We start from the raw sequence: 15,625 nt of genomic DNA, 5'->3' as shown, positions 1-15,625 counted from the left end.
TATCAGGCGGCGGTGATGGCCTGGGCGCCCGAAATCGCGCGGCATGACTTCGGGCCCCGCGGCGTCTTCACGGGGTACGACTTCCATCTCGGCGCGAGCGGGCCGAAGCTGATCGAAGTCAACACCAACGCCGGCGGCGCCTTTCTGAACGCCTTCCTCGCCCGCGCCCAGGGTGCGTGCTGCCGCGAGGCGCGAGACGCAATCGAAGCGACGCCGGCCGCGAATTTCGAAGCGGCCGTGTGGCGGATGTTCGAGCAAGAGTGGCGGTCTCAGGGTCGCGCCAGTCAGCCGCGCACCCTCGCCATCATCGACGATCGCCCGACCGAGCAGTACCTCTTCCCTGAGTTCCTGCTCGCCCAGCGCGCGTTCAAGCGGCGCGGCATGAAGGCCAGGATCGTCGATCCTGCAGAGTTGTCTTTCGCCCAGGGCCAGCTTCGGCACGGCGAGGAAGTGATCGATCTGGTTTACAACCGGCTGGTCGACTTCGCGCTGGATGGCGAGAGCCACGGGGCGCTGCGTGACGCCTATCTGGCGGGCGCTGTCGTTCTCACGCCTAATCCGCGCAACCACGCCCTCCTCGCGGACAAGCGGAACCTGACGGTGCTGTCCGACCCCGCCGCGCCGGCCGGTTGGGGACTGTCGCCCGCCCAGCGGCGCAGTCTCTCGGCGGTGCCTCGAACGATCCTGGTGACCCCGGAGTCCGCGGAGGCCCTGTGGTCGGCGCGCAAACGGTACTTCTTCAAGCCGGCGGGCGGCCACGGCGGCAAGGCGGTCTATCGCGGCGATAAGATGACCCGCGGGGTCTGGGAGGAGGTGCAGCGCGGGGGCTATATCGCCCAGGAACTGGCCGCACCGACCGAGCGGCGCATTAGAATCGACGGCGAGGTCCTGGCGCTCAAGCTTGACGTACGTCTCTACACCTACGTCGGCTTGCCGCTCCTCGCGGCGGCGCGAGTCTATCGGGGTCAGACAACGAACTTCCGCACGCCGGGCGGCGGCTTTGCGCCCGTCTTCGTGACGTGACGGGCGGAAGCGGCGCAGCTTTGATCTGCGGCAAGGGCGCGGCCGGCCGCGCGCGTAGTATTTGGCAGGGATCGGAGGGCGCATGGCCAAATTGACGCTGACGTCGCTAGGCGGCGCAGGAACGGTGACGGGCTCGAAGCACCTGCTTGAGCTTGGGGGGCGAAGCCTGCTCGTGGACTGCGGGCTGTTCCAGGGTCTGAAGGCCCTGCGCCTCAAGAACTGGGAGCCGCTGTCCCGCGAGGCGGCCTCCATCGACGCCGTGGTGTTGACCCATGCGCACCTCGATCACTCCGGCTACCTGCCACGGCTGGTGCGAGAAGGCTTCCGAGGCCCAATCTACTGCTCGGCGGCAACGGCCGATCTGGCGGAACTCCTGCTGCTGGACAGCGCCAAGATCCAGGAAAGCGACGCCGAGTTCGCCAATCGGCACGGCTTTTCCAAGCACAAGCCCGCGCTCCCGCTGTACGGCAAGCATGACGCCGAACGCGCCATTGGCCAGCTCCGGCCCGTCGCCTTCGGCAAAGCGGTGGACCTTGGACATGGCGCCACGGCCACGTTCCGCTACGCGGGCCACATCCTGGGCGCCGCAACCGTCGAGATTCGGTGGGGCGGGAAGACTGTCGTCTTCTCGGGGGACCTCGGCCGCTACGACGATCCGATCACGCCCGATCCCGAGCCCGTGCCGCACGCCGACTACCTGATCGTGGAGTCCACCTATGGAGACCGTCGCCACGATCCGGTGGCGCCAGCGCAAGCGCTGCTGCAGGTGATCGAGCGCACGACCGCGCGGGGCGGCACTGTCGTGATTCCGGCGTTCGCCGTCGGGCGCGCCCAGGAGCTGCTCTACCTGCTGTCGAAACTCAAGCAGGATGGGGCGCTGCCTTTGACGCCCATCTATCTCGACAGTCCCATGGCGACTGATGCGACCGACCTTCTGTGTCGCCATGGGGCCGATCACAAGCTGGCCGAGGATGTCTGCCGGGCATCTTGCGAGGTCGCGACCTATACGCGCGACGTCGACGAGTCGAAGGCTCTAAGCCACAACAGCATGCCCAAGGTGATCATATCGGCCAGCGGAATGGCGACCGGCGGGCGCGTGCTGCACCATCTGAAGGCGTACGGCCCCGACGCCCGCAACACCGTGCTCTTCTCAGGCTATCAAGCGGCCGGAACCCGCGGACAGGCCCTGCTCGGGGGCGCCCGTGAAGTGAAGATCCACGGGCAGTGGATCCCCATTCGAGCCGAGGTGGCGAACCTCCCGATGCTCTCGGCCCACGCGGACGTGGACGAGATCATGCGGTGGCTGGCCGGCTTCGAGCGCCCGCCGGCCCGGACGTTCATCGTCCACGGGGAGGATGACGGCCCAGTCGGACTGAAGGCGCGCATCGAGGCGGACCTGGGGTGGGATTGCACGATCTCCGCTCAGGACGAAGCCTACGGCCTGTCGTGACTGTGGAGGCGCAACCCCGTTCTCCCACACCGACCCTGAAGGCTCGGCGGCTGGGACTGTTCAGCCAGGACGACGCCGTCGTTCTCATGCGTTCGGACTGCCACGTCTGCCGCTCCGAGGGTCTCGGCCCGCGCTCGCAGGTGTTGCTAGTGGCGAATGGGCGCGAGGTGCTCGCGCTTCTGTACCAGGTGTCCGACGGCCTTCTTGGCCATGGGGAAGCGGGCCTGTCGGAAGCCGCCTGGGCGCGGCTGGGCATTGCCGAGGGGGCGGAGCTCACCGTCCGCCATCCGCCGCCTCTTGGCTCCCTCTCGGCGGTCCGGCGTCGGATCTACGGGCAGCGGCTCGATCTGGCGGCGCTCCAGTCGATCGTCAGGGATGTCGCCGCCGCACGCTACACGGACGTTCACCTTTCCGCTTTCCTCACCGCCTGCTCGGCGCTCCCTCTGGACCTCGAGGAGACGGTCGGCCTCACGCGCGCGATGATCGAGGTCGGCGAGCGGCTGACCTGGCCATCGCCGATTGTCATCGACAAGCACTCGGTCGGCGGGCTTCCCGGCAATCGCACCACCCCGATCGTCGTGGCCATCGTCGCGTCGCACGGTCTGCTGATGCCGAAGACATCGTCGCGCGCGATCACCAGTCCCGCCGGAACGGCTGACACCATGGAGACGCTCGCCCCCGTCGACCTGGACGTCGCCGCCATGCGGCGCGTGGTGGAGCGGGAGGGCGCCTGCCTGGTATGGGGCGGCTCGGTCCGCCTCAGCCCCGCCGACGACATCCTCATCCGGGTGGAGCGGGTGCTGGACATCGACACGCGAGGCCAACTGATCGCCTCGGTGCTGTCGAAGAAGATCGCCGCCGGGTCGACCCACATCGTGATCGATATACCGGTCGGGGCGACGGCCAAGGTCAGGACCGACGAGGCGGCCGCTGAGCTTGCCGCGGAGCTGACCGAGGTCGGGCGCGTCTTCGGCGTGGAACTGCGGTGTGTCATGACCGACGGCGTGCAGCCGGTCGGGCGCGGGATCGGTCCCGCGCTGGAAGCGCACGACGTTCTGGCCGTGCTGAAGAACGACGCGCAGGCTCCGCAGGACCTGCGGCGGCGCGCCTGCATGCTGGCCGGCGCCGCGCTCGAACTGGCCGGCCGAACCGCCGCCGGGACAGGCTTTGCGCTTGCCGAGACCACGCTCGCGGACGGACGGGCGTGGGCGAAGTTTCAGGCCATTTGCGAGGCTCAAGGCGGGCTGCGGCAGCCGCCGAAGGCCGCCCTGACGCACCCGGTTTTGGCATCCCGCGCAGGGCGGCTGACAAGCATCAACAACCGGACCCTAGCCAGGCTGGCCAAGCTCGCGGGCGCCCCGGACGCCAAGTCGGCAGGGGTCATGCTGCACGCGCGGCTGGGCGACGACGTCGCCCAGGGACAAATGCTCATGACCGTGCACGCCGAGGCCGAAGGCGAGCTGGCCTACGCGCTCGAATTCGCCGCCGCGAACCCCGACATCGTGCAACTGGAGGCCTGACATGCGTCTCATGCTGGCTCTGCCGGGCCATGAAGCCTTCGCCGCCAAGCTCGCTGAGGCCGCCGGCGCCGAGCTCGGGCGGCTCGAGACGCGCCAGTTCCCCGATGGCGAGCACTACGTTCGCATCTTGGACGACCCGGCCGGCCGCCAGGTCGACATCGTCTGCAGCCTGGTGCGCATCGACAGCGTCATCCTGACGCTCCTGTTCGTCGCTGCGGCCGCGCGTGAGCAGGGCGCCAAACGGGTGACGCTGGTCGCGCCGTACCTCGGCTATATGCGCCAGGACAAGGCGTTCAAGGCGGGGGAGGCGGTGACGTCACGCGCGTTCGCGCGCCTGCTCTCGGGCGCGTTCGACCGGCTGATCACCGTCGATCCTCATCTACATCGCTTCAAGACCCTCAGCGACCTCTACACCATCCCCTGTGTGACCCTCCATGCCGCGGATCTGCTCGGCGCCTGGATCCGTTCCGAAGTCCCAAATGCGCTGGTGATCGGACCGGACAGCGAGAGTGAGCAATGGGCTTCGGACGTGGCCGCGGCCGCTGACGCCCCGGTGGTCGTGTTGCGCAAAGAGCGGTTCGGCGATCGCGACGTCAGGATCACCTTTCCCGACCTGACCGCATTCGCCGGCCGTCAGCCGGTGCTGATCGACGACATTGCGTCTTCCGGCCGCACCTTGACGGCGGCGGCCCGCGAGCTCGGCTTGCGGGGGTTCCCGCCCCCGATCTGCGCCATCGTGCACGCGATCTTCGGGGGCGACGCCCTGACCGAGGTCGCCGGCGCTTCGGCGCGCGTCGTCTCCACCGACGCAGTGCCGCACGCCACGAACGCCATCTCCGTGGCCCCGCTCATCGCGACCGTCCTGCGCGAGGAAGTCGCTGGTGTCTGATCTCGACGTGGTCCTTCGGGTCGTCGCCGCCGCGGCCGTGGGCTTTCTGATCGGGCTCGAGCGGTCCCGACGGATCCGCTTCGTCGGCGCGCGCACGTTCGCGCTGATCGCCACAGCCGGCGCCATGGCCGGCGTCATCGCCATGCGACTCCACAGCGACGACGCGCGGGTCATCAGCACCGTGCTCCAAGGGGTGCTGATGGGGGTCGGGTTCGTCGGCGCCGGCGTGATCATGCACCCCGCCTGCGGTCGCTCGATCCACGGCGTGACGACCGCCGCAGCGGTCTGGGTATCCGCGCTCGCGGGCTTCGCCGCCGGCCTCGGGGAGTGGCTGCTCATGGCGCTGGGCGCTGGACTGACCTTCATCCTCTTGATGGCGCCGGAGCCGTTCGCCGCCAAGACGGCGGCGGCGGAGGAAACGAAGGACAAAGCCCCGCGCCGCTAGCGCCCTGGCGCGGTCACGCCTGCGCCTCTCCGGGCGGCGTCACGCTACGATCGATTGGAGGTCGCCATGCCGAGAGCCAAGTCCGTCGGACCATCGCCGACCGGCGCCGGTGGCGGCGCACGGCCCCAGGTCGGTGCGTTCCGCCATCGCCGCGAGGCGACCGCTCGGACGCCCGCGCGGCCGCGGGCCGTGTTCGACCGCCTGGACGACCAGACCCGGTTGGCCGAGCACATGGGCCGACCGTCCGTGATGATGGGCGGCGGTCGTATGACCTACGAGTTCGACGCGGGGCGTGGCCAGGCGGTGGGCTCGCACATCCGCATGGGCGGCGCGGCGTTTGGCTTGTCGCTCTTTGTCGACGAGGTGGTCACGGTCCGCGACCCGCCGCACCGTAAGGTCTGGCGCACAACGGGGGAGCCGAGGCTCCTGGTCATCGGCGGATACGAGATGGGCTTCGCCATCACCGAAGAGGGGGCCGGTTCGCGCCTGTCCGTCTGGATCGACTACGCCCTGCCGAGCCGGGGGTGGGCGAGGTGGCTTCCAGCCCTTGCGGGGCTTTACGCGCGCTGGTGCGTGCGTCGGATGGTGATCGACGCCGTCCAGCATTTCGCGTCGACCGAACGACAGTCGGCGTAGCGAGGGCTCACGTATGCGATGGCTGGCCAGCGCGCAGGCTCATCTCACATCGACGAAAGGGCTCGCCGCCGCCGTGCTCCTCATCCTGACGAGCTGCTCCGCAGAGCCCGGCGGCCCGCGGTCTGGCGAGGTCGCGCCTGCCGCCGCGGCGGACGAAATGGGGGAACCCCACGACCAGTCCGCCTTCGGGAAGGACCCGTCGCAAACCGACATCATGTCGCCGGACGAACCCGATTTGCACCCGGCGCCGCCGGCGGACGGGACCCGTCCGCGCTAGAGCTTCACGCTTCGTAGCCGCAAGGCGTTGGTCACCACGCTGACGCTGGACAGCGCCATGGCCGCCGCCGCGATCGCCGGCGAGAGCAGCCAGCCAAACACCGGGTAGAGGACGCCGGCCGCTACCGGCACGCCGGCCGCATTATAGACGAAGGCGAAGAAGAGGTTCTGGCGGATATTCCGCATCACGGCGCGGGACAGCCGCCGCGCCTTGACGATCCCCTGCAGATCGCCCTTCAGGAGGGTCACGCCCGCGCTCTCGATGGCCACGTCGGACCCCGCGCCCATGGCGATCCCAACTTCGGCCGCCGCCAGCGCCGGCGCATCGTTCACGCCATCTCCCGCCATCGCCACCTTGCGGCCCTCGGCGCGGAACTTCTCGACCACGGCCGCCTTGTCCTGCGGTAGAACCTCGGCCTCGACTTCGTCGATGCCGAGCTTGCGGGCCACGGCGAGCGCCGTGGTGCGGTTGTCGCCGGTCATCATGACGAGCCGCACGCCTTCGGCCTTCAGGAGGCGAACGGCTTCGGGCGTGGTGGCCTTGATGGGGTCGGCGATGGCGAACACCGCTGCGGCCTGTCCGTCGACCGCCATGAAGATTGCCGTAGCGCCGTCAGTGCGGAGCGACTCTGCCTGACTATCGAGTTCCCCGGTGTCGACCCCCTGTTCCTTCAGAAACTTGCCGGATCCGAGCACCAGACGCCGCCCGTCGATCGAGCCCAGAACGCCCTTGCCGACGGGCGAGTCAAAGTCGGACGGCTCTGAAAGGCTTAGCTTGCGATCGCTTGCGGCGCGGAGGATGGCGTCCGCGAGGGGATGCTCACTGCCACGCTCGAGGCTGGCGGCCAGGCGAAGCACTTCGGCTTCGTCCCAACCCGCGGCGGGCACGATGGCGGTGACCGCTGGCCGCCCCTCGGTGAGAGTTCCGGTCTTATCGATCACCAACGTGTCTATCTTTTCGAACCGCTCCAGGGCTTCGGCGTTTTTGATGAGCACGCCGGCCCCGGCGCCGCGACCGACCCCCACCATGATCGAGATCGGCGTCGCCAGTCCAAGTGCGCACGGGCAGGCGATGATCAGCACCGAGACCGCCGCGATGAGGCCGAAGGCAAACCTCGGCTCGGGACCAAAGACCCCCCAGCCGGCGAATGCCAGGACAGCGATCACGATCACCACTGGGACGAACCAGCCCGAGACTTGGTCGGCCATGCGCTGGATCGGCGCCCGAGAGCGCTGGGCCTGGGCGACCATGTGGACGATCTGCGACAGCAGGGTGTCGGCCCCGACCTTCTCGGCCCGCATCACGAAGGAGCCGGTCTTGTTGATCGAGCCGCCGACGACCTTGTCGCCTGCTTCCTTGGTCACGGGCATCGATTCCCCGGTGACCATCGACTCGTCGATCGAGACGCGGCCGTCCACGACCTCGCCGTCGACGGGGACTTTCTCGCCCGGCCGCACCCGCAGCTGGTCGCTCACCAGGATCTGGTCGAGCGTGACCTCTTCGTCAGTCCCATCCGTCCGGACCCGTCGCGCGGTCTTGGGCGCGAGGTCCAGCAGCGCCTTGATCGCACCCGAGGTCTGCTCGCGGGCCCGCAGTTCCAGCACCTGACCCAGCAGCACGAGGACCGTGATCACGGCCGCGGCTTCGAAGTAGATTGCAACGCTGCCATCGGTGCGCCGGAACGCCGAAGGGAAGATGTGCGGCGCCAGCGTGGCCACGACGCTGTAGGCCCAGGCCACCCCGATCCCCATGGCGATGAGGGTGAACATGTTGAGGTTGCGCGTCCGCAGGGACGCCCAGCCCCGTTCAAAGAAGGGCCAGCCGGCCCACAGCACGACGGGGGTCGCCAGGGCGAGCTGCACCCAGTTCGACGTCGTGGGCGAAATCCAGCGGTGCAGATCGAGGACATGCGCGCCCATCTCGAGCGCGAGAACGGGCAGGGTGAGGACGAGACCCACCCAGAACCGGCGGGTCATGTCGATCAGCTCGGGGTTCGGACCGCCTTCGGCGGTCGCGGTCTCCGGCTCGAGCGCCATGCCGCAGATGGGGCAGTTGCCCGGTCCCTCCTTCCGGATCTGGGGGTGCATCGGACAGGTGTAGATCGTCCCTGCCGGCGCCGCAGCGGACGGGGCCTCATCCTTGGTCAGGTATTTCGCCGGATCGGCGACGAACTTGGTGCGGCACCCGGCCGAGCAGAAGTGGAAGGTCTGCCCCGCATGCTCCGCGTGGTGCGGGGTGGTCGCCGGATCAACCGTCATGCCGCAGACCGGGTCGGTGACCGCCACGACAGCCGCCTGGCGGTCACTGGGGTCAGCATGATGATGGTGCGTATGGCCTTGACCGCTCATGGGGCCTCCTGTTCGGCGTATATATACCCCAGTGGGGCATGGATCAAAACGCGGCTTTCTGTATATTGCCGCACCGAGCGGCGGAGGCTTTGATGGAACGCACGAACAAGCCACGTCTGATCAACCGGCTGAACCGGGTTGAAGGGCAGGTGCGAGGCATCTCCCGCATGGTGGAGCAGGATCGCTACTGCCTCGACATCCTGACGCAGCTGCACGCCGCGAGGGCGGCGCTGCGTCGGGTTGAGGGCGAACTCGTGAAAGACCACCTCGAACACTGCGTCGCTGGTGCGATGGCGGCCAGCGGCGACGTGGCGGAGCGCGAACAGAAGACAGCCGAGCTGGTCGAGCTGATCGGCAAGCTCCGGAACTGATGGCGCTGGCGTCCCGCCGCAGCGGCGCTTGATCGATATCAAGGTTGGGTTTGGAGGGAACGCTAGGGTTTGGCATATTTCAATCGAGGGCACGGCGAGCCGCTGTCCGCCGACCAGCAAAGGACACACCCATGCGTACCCTATTCGTCGCCATCGCGGCCCTCGGCCTCGCCACCGCCAGCCAGAGCTACGCGCAGCCGGAACACGGGGATCACAAGGCCGCGGCCGACGCCACCGTTTCGGTCAAGGACCCCGCCAACCCAACCCACGAAGAGTGCAAGAGCGTCATGGGCCGGAAGATGGACGGCCGCGTCATGCATGACCACGCCTCCATGAAAGGCACTCCCGGGGTCATGAAGATGAAGCCGCTCAGCAAGGCCGAGATGGATAAGATGCACGGAAAGTGCGCCGCAAAGATGGCTGAAGCCAAGAAGTAGGAAAGCGGCCGACCGGCTGCGCCCTTCATGCTGCAGCCGGTCGGCCTCACTTTATCTGCCGCTTCGTTGACCCACCGACAGGACGCGACCCATGACCCATCTCTTGCCGCCCCGTCTGCTAAAGGCCTTGGCTGGCTCCGTCGCCTTGGCGGCGATCGGCCTGGCCGGTTGCGAGCAGAAGACGGAGACTCCGGCGCCCGGCGCCCCGTCGCCCGTCGCCACGGCTCCGGCGACGACGCCCGACGCCCCGGGCGAAGCCGGCGAGCATCATTCCAGTTCGTCTGAAACCCTAGAAGAGGCTCGCGCCGAGGGGCACCGTGAAGGGATGGAGATGGAACGCGATGCGCATGAGCGCGGAATGGAGATGGGCGCCAAGGCGCATGCCGACGGCATGGGCGCCAAGAACGACGGCTCCATCCCGATGAAGAAAGCGGATCCGCCGATGAAGATGGACGGACACATGTAGGTGGCGCCGTCGGGTCCGGCCCTGTGCATTTCTGCCGTAGCGCACGAGCACGGGATGTTAATGACGCTTAGCCCGGAGCCGCCCACTGACGAACTCCCGTGCGTTTCCCATCTCCGGCAAGCTAGCTGTGAGGCTTCGCGTGAGCGTCACTGCGCTCCCATGATGAGTTCACCCCCACCCGCTTGAGCCGGAAAAGACGAGCGGCAATACGCACGCGGAAGGCTGCTCCCTCGGTTTTTCAGTTCTACGGACAAAAGATTTCGCTCCTCGGCCCGTGCGGCGGAACGGAACTCCAGAATGAGGGTTCAGCGGCCATCCACCTGCATAGGATGACGGCCATGCACGCCCATGAAATAATAAGTACGCACCCCCAGGTGCGCGGAGCCACAAACGACAGCCTGATCCGCTGCATCGAGGAATGCTTCGACTGCGCTCAGAGCTGCACGTCGTGCGCCGATGCCTGCCTGGGCGAGCAGATGGTCGCGCAGCTGACCCAATGCATTCGCCTGAACCTCGACTGCGCCGACATTTGCACGGCCGCTGGCCACATCGCATCACGCCGCACCGGCTCAAACGAACCGATCATCCAGAGTGTGCTGAGGGCATGCGAGGAGGCCTGCCGGCTCTGCGCGGAGGAATGCGACCGTCACGCCAGCATGCATGAGCACTGCCGCATCTGCGCCGAATCGTGCCGGCGCTGCGAACAGGCCTGTCAGGCCGCCCTCCAGACGTTTCACTGATCGCAAAAGGCTCCCAGATGAAAATGATCGCCATCGTTGCGGCTGCGGCCGCGCTGCTCGCCGCACCGGCCCTCGCTCAGCAGGGGCCCACCAGCATGCAACACGGCCAAATGGCCAAGCAAGACTACATGAAGGGTATGCAGGACATGCATCAGAAGATGATGTCCACCAACGACGCCGATGCCGATCGGGCCTGGGCGCTCAAGATGATCGAGCACCATAGGGGAGCCATCGCGATGTCCGATGCGGTGCTGAAGCATGGCGACGACGCGGAGGCCAAACAGATGGCGCAGAAGTCGGCGGAGATGCAGCGCAAGGAGATCGCCGAACTGCAGGCCTGGCTCGACAAGCATGGCGGTCGCACACCGAAGCCTTAAGCCATCCGCCGCGTGGCGGGGCCCCTTACGCCCGCCTAAGCCGTTGTAGTCTAGCTCAATCGCCCGTGGCTTCAGTGTTAGACGTCGGGTGGCTGGGAGCCTGGCCGCATCTGCGCCCGTGCTTCAGGGGCGGGCCAAAGACGATCGGCCCGGCGACGAATCCAAGCGCGGGCCGGACCTTCGAACAGGAGGTGAAGGGCGATGGCCGACAGAAGCGACAGCGCCAGGAGCGCGGCTACCTCCCACCAGCCGAGTACATAGCCGCTATCGCGCCCCTGGGCGGCCGACCAGACGCCCTTCCAGGCGATCAGGATGGGCATGTGGACGAGATAGAGCGCGTAGGAGGCTTCGCCCCCGAGGCGGGGCCAACGCGCCTTGAGCACACCCTCGGCCTGTACCTTCGAGAGCATAGCCAGGGCCAGCACCAGCGGGCCCGCCGCGGCGACGACCCATCGGTCATCGGCCTTCAGGTGCATCAGCGCAACGAGAAGAATCGCCGCCGCCCAGGCGAACAGGACGGCGGCCTGCCGGCGAAGAAGCAGGCGTTCTCCCAAACGGTAGAGGGCGACGCCGTAGAGGAATTCGGGGATGATGCGCAGGATCCCCATGTTCGCCTCAGCATGAACCAGGATGCGACCGAAGACGGCTTGATAGATCTGGTCGAGGGCAAGGAAGAGCAGGGCGGTTAAGGCCAGAAGCACGATCGGTCGGCGGCGCAGCTTCAAACCGGCCCAGGCGAAGGCGGGGAAGGTCAGGTATGCGAACCACTCAGCCGACAGCGACCAGGACGGACCGTTCCATTCGGCTTTCACCACCTCCGGGAGCCAGGCGTGAACGAGGAGCAGTGTCGTGACGAGTCCGGCGGGATTGTAGAGATTGCGGTCGAACTCAGCGCCCACCAGGCTCGCCGTGGTGACCATGACCAGCACGAAGGCGAGCACAGCCAGGTGCGCCGGGTAGATTCGGGCGAAGCGGGCGATCAGGAACCTGCCATAATTCATCCGGTTTCCGGCGATCGCATCGCGATAGGCGTGGGTCAGGACAAAGCCGGAGAGGATGAAGAAGGCGTCGACCCCGAGTCGCGCCCGGTCGAAGAACCCGGTCGACGACATGGCGTCCCAAGGCCACTGCAGCTGGTAGTGGAAGAGCACCACCCCCAAGGCCAACAAGAAGCGTACGCTGGTAAGACCCGGGAGATCGGCTGGAAACATGTCTCCAGCCTCGCGCGCTTCGCTTTCGCGACGAACCATTGCAGCCCCCAAGATCCCGACCTCTATAGGATAAACGCAGGACGGCGCCGCCGGCCCTCAGTTGAGGGGTGCCATCAGATCCTGCGTATAGAGTCATGACGGTTAATCGGGGTGTTGCGATGGACGACAGACTTGATGACGAACTGAGAGCGCTTCGATCGGAGCCGCTACCCGCCGGCTACCAGAGGCTGGAGGCGAGGGTCTGGCAGGGCATCGAGCGCGTGCGCCAGGCCCGGGCGGCGGCCCCAACGCTCCTGGCCGTACGGGCCGCGGCCGTCGTCGGCGCGCTGGGATTGGGCGTGGCGAGTGGCGGCGCGACTGCGGTCGCCGTGGCCGCGCAATCCCAGGAGGTGTCCGCCTTCTCCACTAAGGCGGAGCTCGCCCCCTCCACCCTCTTGGATCACCACGGATGAGTTTCTTCAGCCGTGGGCTGATCCTCACGCTCCTCCTGACCCTCATCGCGGCCGTCGGCGGAACGTGGATTGGCGCGCGCTACATCTATGATCAGCGCCACCAGCCTTCGCTGCATGAGTTTGTCCACGAAGAGCTGAAGCTTTCGGCCGAGCAGCGGAAGCGGCTCGACGTGCTTGAGCAGGATTTCGCAGGGCGGCGCCGGGCGCGGGAGGCCGAACTGCGCGCCGCCAACGCCGAGCTCGCCCGGGCCATTCAGGTGCGTCACGAATATTCGCCGGAGGTGAAGGCCGCGGTTGAGCGGTTTCACGACGCTATGGGGGCCCTTCAGAACGAGACCATCCTGCACGTCCTGGCGATGCGCACCGTGTTGACGCCGGACCAGGCCGCGCAGTTCGACAAGCGTGTCTCCGAGGCCCTCACCGAACAGGCGCCGTGACGCTTGAGGACGAGACGGACGCCGATCTCGTCCTGCGCGCGCGGGGCGGGGAGGATCGGGCGTTCACCACGCTCATGCGTCGGCACAAGCCGTCGCTGTATGGCTTCGTGCGGCGCTACGTCGGCGACGCCGACGCGGCCGTCGATGTCGTGCAGGAGACCCTCGTCGCGGCGTGGAAGGCGCTCGCGCGTTTCGACGATCGGCGGGCGTTCCCGGTCTGGCTGCGCGCCATAGCCCTTAACAAGTGCCGCGATCGCGCCCGCCGTCTGGCGGTTCGTCGGTTCATCCTGGGCGAGAAGGACGACCAGTCGCCCGAGGCGCAGGCACAAGCGGATCCGGCGCCCGACGGCGAGGAGTCCATCGTTTCGGCGCAGCGCCGGGCCATTGTCCAGAAGGCCGTCGACCGCCTACCGATCAAGCTCAAAGAGCCGCTGCTCCTGACCTATTTCGACGAACTCACGCAGCAGGAAGCCGCCTTGCTCCTGGGTGTGACCGTCAAGACCGTCGAGACGCGCGTCTACCGGGCCCGCCAGCAGCTTGCGGAGCTTATCGACCGCTCGGCGATTTAATCCTCGGAAGTTCAGGGGCAAGCGCCCCGAGCTGCGTAGAGTTTGTGCGGGCGGGGCGCTTGACCTTCCCGCGGTGGGAAGCCCCATCACCTCGTCTATTGTTCCGATCGTAGGATTTCGAATGTCCAGGCCACGACCTGACCTTGACCGCCGCGCCCTGATCAAAGGCGCGGCCATCCTCGGGGGCGGAGCGGCGATCAGTTCGCTGCTGCCCGCCTGGGCGCAGAGCGCGACGCCGGGCCTACTCTCGACCCTGCCGACCCTTTCGGGCGAGGACATCAAGCTGACGATCGGCCACACACCGATCACGATCGACGGCGAGCGCCGACACGCGGTGACGATCAATGGGACCGTGCCCGGTCCGCTCATTCGTCTGAAAGAAGGTCAGCGGGTCCGGATCGCGGTGACGAACACCCTCGATGAGGACACCTCGATCCACTGGCATGGGCTGCTGGTGCCTTTCGAGATGGACGGCGTTCCGGGGGTCAGCTTTCCCGGCATCCGCCCCGGCGAGACCTTCGTCTACGAGTTCCCGATCATTCAGTCAGGCACCTACTGGTACCATAGCCACTCGGGTCTGCAGGAGGCGGAGGGCCACTACGCCCCAATCGTCATCGAGCCCGCGAAGCCCGATCCCGTCGCTTACGACCGCGAGCACGTCTTGGTGCTAGCCGACCATAGCGAGATGCACCCGCACCTGATTTTCAAGCGGCTGAAGCAGCAGGGCGGGGTCTTCAACTATCAGCGCCAGACGATCGCCGGCCTGCTTGCGGGCAAGGACCAGACCCTCGCCGAGCGGATCGAATGGGCCAAGATGCTCATGGACCCGACCGACATCTCGGACGTCACCGGCGCGGTGATGACCTTCCTCGTCAACGGCCACGGCCCCAAGGACAACTGGACCGGGCTCTTCAAGCCCGGCGAGCGGGTGCGCCTGCGCTTTATTAACAGTGCGGCGCAGATGGTCTTCAACGTCCGCATTCCGGGCCTGAAGCTCACGGTCGTCGCAGCCGACGGCCAGAACGTCCGGCCCGTCGAGGTGGACGAGTTCCAGATCGGCAACGCCGAGACCTACGACGTGATCGTCCACCCGACCGAGGATCGCGCCTACACGATCGTTTCGGAGGCGATCGACCGTTCCGGCTTGGGGCGGGCGACCCTGGCGCCCCGCGCTGGGATGAGCGCGGCCGTGCCGCCGCTGCGTGAGCGGCCCATCCTGACCATGAAGGACATGGGCATGGACATGTCCGCGCACGGCGCCATGGCCGGCATGGACCATTCGCAGATGGCTGGAATGGACCACTCCAGCATGCCGGGGATGGATCCCGCGGCCATGCCGGGCATGGCGGCCGCCGGGCCGCCGCCCGGCATGGCTCCGCCGCGCCAGCGTGGCGCGGATGTGATGGGCGACATGGGCGGCATGGACATGAACATGCTGGACTGGTCGAAGGCCCCTCAAATCAAGAAGGGGCCGGGCGTGCAGATGATCGCGCCCATGCCGATGGATCGCACCGGCGATCCCGGCCTTGGGCTGGAAAGCGTCGGTCATCGGGTGCTGGTCTACAAGGACCTCATCGCGCTGGATCCCAACCCCGACCCCAGGCCGCCGGATCGCGCGATGGACATCCATCTCACCGGCAACATGGAGCGGTTTATCTGGGGCTTCGACGGCTGGAAGTTCAGCGAGAACCCGCCGGCCTATTCCTTCCGGGCCGGTGAGCGGGTGCGCGTCACCCTCATCAACGACTCGATGATGACGCACCCCATCCACTTGCACGGGCACTTCTTCGAGCTGGTGCACGGGCCAGTCGGCCATCTGCCGCGCAAGCATACGGTGAACGTAATGCCGGGTGGGAAGGTGTCGTTCGATTTCACCGCCGAGGGCGGTGACTGGGCCTTCCACTGCCACATGCTCTACCACATGCACGCCGGCATGTTCCAAGTCTTCAAGGTGCGTCCGGTCGAAGGAGCGGCGGC

Annotated in this window: 18 protein-coding genes; 16 read left to right on the top strand and 2 right to left on the bottom strand. The window is 67.3% G+C overall.

Annotated elements, in window-relative coordinates; genetic code table 11:
• Positions 1-15: 15 nt before the first annotated feature.
• The 7 genes from AX690_RS20360 (at position 16) to AX690_RS20330 (ending at position 6,240) form a co-directional block, all read left to right on the top strand.
• Entirely contained in the window at positions 16-1,023 is a 1,008-nt protein-coding gene (locus tag AX690_RS20360; RefSeq protein WP_231732258.1) for a hypothetical protein, read from the top strand.
• Between the two features lie 82 nt (positions 1,024-1,105).
• Entirely contained in the window at positions 1,106-2,473 is a 1,368-nt protein-coding gene (locus AX690_RS20355; RefSeq protein ID WP_066680664.1) for an MBL fold metallo-hydrolase RNA specificity domain-containing protein, read from the top strand.
• On the top strand, positions 2,425-3,993 hold the full coding sequence (locus AX690_RS20350; protein WP_369798234.1) for a thymidine phosphorylase family protein: 1,569 nt from the start codon (positions 2,425-2,427) through the stop codon (positions 3,991-3,993). The genes AX690_RS20355 and AX690_RS20350 overlap by 49 nt, the downstream gene beginning before the upstream one ends.
• Before the next feature lies 1 nt (position 3,994).
• Positions 3,995-4,882: a ribose-phosphate diphosphokinase gene (locus AX690_RS20345; protein ID WP_066680668.1), complete on the top strand. Its 888-nt coding sequence runs from the start codon at positions 3,995-3,997 to the stop codon at positions 4,880-4,882.
• Positions 4,875-5,327 (top strand): MgtC/SapB family protein, encoded by a 453-nt coding sequence (locus tag AX690_RS20340; protein ID WP_066680670.1) that lies wholly within the window; start codon positions 4,875-4,877, stop codon positions 5,325-5,327. Before AX690_RS20345 ends, AX690_RS20340 begins: the two co-directional genes overlap by 8 nt.
• A 66-nt stretch (positions 5,328-5,393) precedes the next feature.
• Complete coding sequence (locus tag AX690_RS20335) at positions 5,394-5,963, top strand: SRPBCC family protein (protein WP_231732256.1); 570 nt, start codon at positions 5,394-5,396, stop codon at positions 5,961-5,963.
• A gap of 13 nt (positions 5,964-5,976) precedes the next feature.
• The gene (locus AX690_RS20330) at positions 5,977-6,240 is read left to right on the top strand and encodes a hypothetical protein (RefSeq protein WP_066680672.1); all 264 of its coding nucleotides are present in this window, start codon (positions 5,977-5,979) and stop codon (positions 6,238-6,240) included.
• On the opposite strand, the gene AX690_RS20325 is transcribed toward AX690_RS20330, so the two are convergent.
• Positions 6,237-8,588, bottom strand: a complete 2,352-nt coding sequence (locus AX690_RS20325; protein WP_066680673.1) for a heavy metal translocating P-type ATPase — start codon at positions 8,586-8,588, stop codon at positions 6,237-6,239. The genes AX690_RS20330 and AX690_RS20325 overlap by 4 nt on opposite strands.
• A gap of 92 nt (positions 8,589-8,680) precedes the next feature.
• Between AX690_RS20325 and AX690_RS20320 the strand changes: the two genes are divergently transcribed.
• The 5 genes from AX690_RS20320 (at position 8,681) to AX690_RS20300 (ending at position 10,979) form a co-directional block, all read left to right on the top strand.
• On the top strand, positions 8,681-8,959 hold the full coding sequence (locus AX690_RS20320) for a metal-sensitive transcriptional regulator (protein ID WP_066680674.1): 279 nt from the start codon (positions 8,681-8,683) through the stop codon (positions 8,957-8,959).
• Between the two features lie 131 nt (positions 8,960-9,090).
• On the top strand, positions 9,091-9,396 hold the full coding sequence (locus AX690_RS20315; RefSeq protein WP_066680675.1) for a hypothetical protein: 306 nt from the start codon (positions 9,091-9,093) through the stop codon (positions 9,394-9,396).
• A gap of 91 nt (positions 9,397-9,487) precedes the next feature.
• The gene (locus tag AX690_RS20310) at positions 9,488-9,862 is read left to right on the top strand and encodes a hypothetical protein (protein WP_066680676.1); all 375 of its coding nucleotides are present in this window, start codon (positions 9,488-9,490) and stop codon (positions 9,860-9,862) included.
• Positions 9,863-10,200: 338 nt separating this feature from the next.
• On the top strand, positions 10,201-10,602 hold the full coding sequence (locus AX690_RS20305) for a four-helix bundle copper-binding protein (protein WP_066680677.1): 402 nt from the start codon (positions 10,201-10,203) through the stop codon (positions 10,600-10,602).
• Between the two features lie 17 nt (positions 10,603-10,619).
• Positions 10,620-10,979, top strand: a complete 360-nt coding sequence (locus tag AX690_RS20300; RefSeq protein WP_082769779.1) for a DUF305 domain-containing protein — start codon at positions 10,620-10,622, stop codon at positions 10,977-10,979.
• 77 nt (positions 10,980-11,056) lie between these two features.
• On the opposite strand, the gene AX690_RS20295 is transcribed toward AX690_RS20300, so the two are convergent.
• The gene (locus AX690_RS20295) at positions 11,057-12,229 is read right to left on the bottom strand and encodes an acyltransferase (RefSeq protein WP_231732255.1); all 1,173 of its coding nucleotides are present in this window, start codon (positions 12,227-12,229) and stop codon (positions 11,057-11,059) included.
• A gap of 119 nt (positions 12,230-12,348) precedes the next feature.
• Here AX690_RS20295 and AX690_RS20290 point away from each other — a divergent pair, with 119 nt between their 5' ends.
• From AX690_RS20290 to AX690_RS20275, 4 genes are all read left to right on the top strand, one after another.
• Positions 12,349-12,642 carry a hypothetical protein gene (locus AX690_RS20290; RefSeq protein WP_066730539.1) on the top strand — a complete coding sequence of 98 codons (294 nt, stop codon included), beginning with the start codon at positions 12,349-12,351 and terminating at the stop codon, positions 12,640-12,642.
• A complete protein-coding gene (locus AX690_RS20285) occupies positions 12,639-13,079 on the top strand; it encodes a Spy/CpxP family protein refolding chaperone (RefSeq protein ID WP_066680684.1) in 441 nt (146 codons plus the stop codon). The genes AX690_RS20290 and AX690_RS20285 overlap by 4 nt, the downstream gene beginning before the upstream one ends.
• Positions 13,076-13,648, top strand: a complete 573-nt coding sequence (locus AX690_RS20280; protein ID WP_066680686.1) for an RNA polymerase sigma factor — start codon at positions 13,076-13,078, stop codon at positions 13,646-13,648. The genes AX690_RS20285 and AX690_RS20280 overlap by 4 nt, the downstream gene beginning before the upstream one ends.
• 121 nt (positions 13,649-13,769) lie before the next feature.
• Positions 13,770-15,625 (top strand): copper resistance system multicopper oxidase (locus AX690_RS20275; protein ID WP_066680688.1); only part of this gene is annotated, 1,856 nt, incomplete at its 3' end.

The organism is Caulobacter sp. CCH9-E1 (assembly GCF_001556515.1).
In the GTDB taxonomy this organism is placed as follows: Bacteria; Pseudomonadota; Alphaproteobacteria; order Caulobacterales; family Caulobacteraceae; genus Caulobacter.
The sequence above is the reverse complement of the archived record's forward strand: the minus strand, read 5'-3'. Positions and strand labels throughout refer to the sequence as shown.

Bases quoted from the DNA above. Each gene is read 5' to 3' on its own strand.
- AX690_RS20360 (WP_231732258.1), top strand. From the start codon at position 16: ATGGCCTGGGCGCCCGAAATCGCGCGGCATGACTTCGGGCCCCGCGGC.
- AX690_RS20355 (WP_066680664.1), top strand. From the start codon at position 1,106: ATGGCCAAATTGACGCTGACGTCGCTAGGCGGCGCAGGAACGGTGACG.
- AX690_RS20345 (WP_066680668.1), top strand. From the start codon at position 3,995: ATGCGTCTCATGCTGGCTCTGCCGGGCCATGAAGCCTTCGCCGCCAAG.
- AX690_RS20335 (WP_231732256.1), top strand. From the start codon at position 5,394: ATGCCGAGAGCCAAGTCCGTCGGACCATCGCCGACCGGCGCCGGTGGC.
- AX690_RS20330 (WP_066680672.1), top strand. From the start codon at position 5,977: ATGCGATGGCTGGCCAGCGCGCAGGCTCATCTCACATCGACGAAAGGG.
- AX690_RS20325 (WP_066680673.1), bottom strand. From the start codon at position 8,588: ATGAGCGGTCAAGGCCATACGCACCATCATCATGCTGACCCCAGTGAC.
- AX690_RS20320 (WP_066680674.1), top strand. From the start codon at position 8,681: ATGGAACGCACGAACAAGCCACGTCTGATCAACCGGCTGAACCGGGTT.
- AX690_RS20315 (WP_066680675.1), top strand. From the start codon at position 9,091: ATGCGTACCCTATTCGTCGCCATCGCGGCCCTCGGCCTCGCCACCGCC.
- AX690_RS20310 (WP_066680676.1), top strand. From the start codon at position 9,488: ATGACCCATCTCTTGCCGCCCCGTCTGCTAAAGGCCTTGGCTGGCTCC.
- AX690_RS20305 (WP_066680677.1), top strand. From the start codon at position 10,201: ATGCACGCCCATGAAATAATAAGTACGCACCCCCAGGTGCGCGGAGCC.
- AX690_RS20300 (WP_082769779.1), top strand. From the start codon at position 10,620: ATGAAAATGATCGCCATCGTTGCGGCTGCGGCCGCGCTGCTCGCCGCA.
- AX690_RS20295 (WP_231732255.1), bottom strand. From the start codon at position 12,229: ATGGTTCGTCGCGAAAGCGAAGCGCGCGAGGCTGGAGACATGTTTCCA.
- AX690_RS20290 (WP_066730539.1), top strand. From the start codon at position 12,349: ATGGACGACAGACTTGATGACGAACTGAGAGCGCTTCGATCGGAGCCG.
- AX690_RS20285 (WP_066680684.1), top strand. From the start codon at position 12,639: ATGAGTTTCTTCAGCCGTGGGCTGATCCTCACGCTCCTCCTGACCCTC.